This is a genomic window from Tranquillimonas alkanivorans (assembly GCF_900115595.1).
Classification (GTDB): domain Bacteria; phylum Pseudomonadota; class Alphaproteobacteria; order Rhodobacterales; family Rhodobacteraceae; genus Tranquillimonas; species Tranquillimonas alkanivorans.
In genome coordinates, this window is the sequence record NZ_FOXA01000068.1 from 1 (window position 1) to 2,816 (window position 2,816).

The 2,816-nt window shown below is 62.4% G+C and carries 4 protein-coding genes; all 4 read left to right on the forward strand.

Annotated features, from left to right (window positions below; all coding sequences use genetic code 11):
- Positions 1–468 (forward strand): IS66-like element accessory protein TnpA (gene tnpA, locus BM162_RS22075; RefSeq protein WP_218153168.1); only part of this gene is annotated, 468 nt, incomplete at its 5' end.
- Positions 465–812, forward strand: a complete 348-nt coding sequence (tnpB, locus tag BM162_RS22080) for an IS66 family insertion sequence element accessory protein TnpB (RefSeq protein ID WP_093426003.1) — start codon at positions 465–467, stop codon at positions 810–812. The genes tnpA and tnpB, both read left to right, overlap by 4 nt.
- A gap of 61 nt (positions 813–873) precedes the next feature.
- A complete protein-coding gene (gene tnpC / locus BM162_RS22085; RefSeq protein ID WP_177215343.1) occupies positions 874–2,505 on the forward strand; it encodes an IS66 family transposase in 1,632 nt (543 codons plus the stop codon).
- Positions 2,502–2,801: a hypothetical protein gene (locus BM162_RS22090; RefSeq protein WP_245759382.1), complete on the forward strand. Its 300-nt coding sequence runs from the start codon at positions 2,502–2,504 to the stop codon at positions 2,799–2,801. The genes tnpC and BM162_RS22090 overlap by 4 nt, the downstream gene beginning before the upstream one ends.
- Positions 2,802–2,816 lie beyond the last annotated feature (15 nt).

A 2,816-nucleotide genomic window follows, 5' to 3' on the forward strand; every position in this document is an offset into this window, starting at 1 on the left:
CCCGGTTTGAACCACCTGCTTTGGGTCGCCTCTGTGAGCTACGAGACGTCCATAGTGACGTCATTAAGGACGTCTCTTGCTTTGGAGGCATTAGTGCGAGGCGAAATTCTTGGCGTTGAGCGGCGGCGTCGGTGGAGCGACGAGGAGAAGCTGGCGATTTTGCAGTCTGTCGGCATTGGCGGCGCGACGGTTAGCCAGGTTGCGCGGCTTCATGATCTGAAGCGGCAGCAGATCTATGCGTGGCGGTCCGAGCTGAAGCAAAAGGGGCTCCTGCCGCGGGATGCTGGGCCAGTGTTCTTGCCGGTTGAATTTCCGCAGATGGCCCCTGGTGGAGCGGAGGCCTGTCCTGCGTCTGCCGGCTCCGCGCAGGTAGAGGTGGTTCTGCGCAACGGGCGTAGCCTGCGGGTCGATGCGCATGTGGATAGGGCAGCGCTGACGCAGTTGATCCAAGCGGTTGAAGCAGCATGATTGGCCCGGGCACAGGAACGCGCGTCTACCTGGCCTGCGGTCACACGGATATGCGCAAGGGGATCGCGGGTTTGTCGGCGATCGCTCAAGATGCTTTGCGGCAGCGGCCCTCGAGCGGCGCGGTCTTTGCGTTCCGTGGGCGCCGGGGTGACAGAGTGAAGCTCCTTTTTTGGGATGGGCAAGGCTTCTGCCTGTATTACAAGGTCCTCCAGAGAGGCAGGTTCCCCTGGCCTTCCGCGCCTGACGGGAGTGTGCGCTTGACCTCGGCCCAGATGGCCATGTTGTGGGAAGGGATCGACTGGCGCCGGCCCGACTGGGGTGCGCCGCCGGCTCGGGTGGGGTAATTTATCTGCCTGAAATGCCTTGTTTTATGGCAAATTGGGGCGTGACATGCTATGGATGGGCATGTCGCAATCGCCTGTAAATATGCCCGATGATCCTGCTGCTCTGAAGGCGCTGGTTGCAGCGCAGCAGGCGGAAATTGCGAAGATGGCGTCGACGCTGCGGGCCCACGATCTGCTCGTGCAGGCGCTGCGCATCCGGATCGCCAAGCTCAAGAAGCAGAAGTTCGGCGCCAGCTCCGAGAAGATCGAGCGCGAGATCGAACAACTCGAACTGGCGCTCGAGGATCTGAAGGTCGCCACGGCGGAGACCGATGACACGTCCAGCGACGAGGACGAAACCCTGGAGCAGGACCCTCCATCCGAAGAGGGCGAAGCCTCACCGGAAAAGACAGCGCGGCGGCGCCCGCGGGTGTCGAAAAACACGCCACGCGAACGCCGCGAGCTCGATCCCGGCGACGATTGCCCGGACTGCGGCGGGGAGCTGCGTGTGGTCGGCGAGGATGTCAGCGAGTTGCTCGACATGATCGCCGCCCAGATCAAGGTCATCGAGATCGCCCGGGTGAAGAAGTCCTGCCGCCGCTGCGAGACGATGGTGCAGGAGCCTGCGCCAAGCCGGCCGATCCCGCGCAGCATGGCAGGACCAAGCCTGCTGGCCTTCATCCTCGTCTCGAAGTTCGACGATCACGTTCCGCTCTATCGCCTGAACGAGATCTTCGCCCGCATGGGGGCCGACATCCCGGACACCACCATGGTCGACTGGTGCGGCAGAGCCATGAAGGCGCTGAACCCGCTGATCGAAATGCTCGAGAAGGACGTGATGTCCAGCCCGATCCTGCATGCCGACGACACGCCCATCCGCGTGCTTGATCGCAGCCAACGCGACAAGGGGCTTGGCAAAGGGGTAAAGAAGGGGAGAATCTGGGCCTATGTTCGCGACCAACGCCCCTGGTCAGGGGGCGCCCCGCCTGGCGCCGTCTACCAGTTCGCTCCGGACTGGAAGGAAGAGCATGTGCTAAGCCATCTTGGCCAGTCCGGCGGCATTCTGCAGGCGGATGGCTACAAGGGATACGCAAAGCTCTATGCCCCTGACCTCGAAGGCAACGGCCAGTTCCGGGAGGCCGCGTGTTGGGCGCATCTGCGCCGCGACTTCCACGACGTCTGGACGGCGACGAAATCCGGGATCGCGCGTGAAGCGCTTGATCGGATCGGAGTTCTTTACGACATCGAGCGGGAGATCACTGGTCATCCTGCAGACCTGCGCAAAGCCGTGCGCCAGGAGAAGAGCAAGCCGAAGGTCGAGGCCTTCCACGCCTGGGCCGAACGACAACTGACCCGCATTCCGGGCAAAGGTGATCTGGCCAAGGCGTTCCGTTATGGGCTCAGCCGCTGGACGTCGTTTACGCTGTTCCTGGACGACGGGCGCGTGGCCATCGACAACAATGCAGCCGAGCGTGCCCTCAGACCGATTGGGGTTGGCAGGCGGAACTGGCTCTTTGCAGGCTCTGATGCTGGTGGCGAAACCCTGGCGCGCGCCATGACAATCATCGAGACCGCGAAAATGAACGGCCTCGACCCGCAGGCCTATCTGGCCGACGTTCTGGATCGTATCCACGACCACATGAACCCCCGTCTCGACGAGCTGCTGCCGTGGAACTGGACCCCGAAGGCGGTCTCACAGGCCGAGGCTGCATGATGGCCACTGTCACTCACGTCTGTACCATCGAGCACGTCGCAAAGATGCTCGGCGAAGATTGCGAAATGCTGGAAGCCATCGTCGAGAACGACGACAACCTCAGCTATGGCGCCATCATCAGCGTCCACACCGGAAGCGAAGAAGGCATCACCGCCCTGACCGACGATGGCATCGACGAACTGAAAGACATGCTCAACGACGCACGTCGCTCACCGGATGCATGGCAAGCATTCCTCGAGGACTTCGTCGCCGATCATGACATCATCGCCCGCGTCAAGGAAAACGGGCCGCGGTAGAAACCGAGCGGTTAC

Excerpts from the sequence above, each read along its gene's own strand:
- tnpB (WP_093426003.1), top strand. The coding sequence starts at position 465 with ATGATTGGCCCGGGCACAGGAACGCGCGTCTACCTGGCCTGCGGTCAC.
- tnpC (WP_177215343.1), top strand. The coding sequence starts at position 874 with ATGTCGCAATCGCCTGTAAATATGCCCGATGATCCTGCTGCTCTGAAG.
- BM162_RS22090 (WP_245759382.1), top strand. The coding sequence starts at position 2,502 with ATGATGGCCACTGTCACTCACGTCTGTACCATCGAGCACGTCGCAAAG.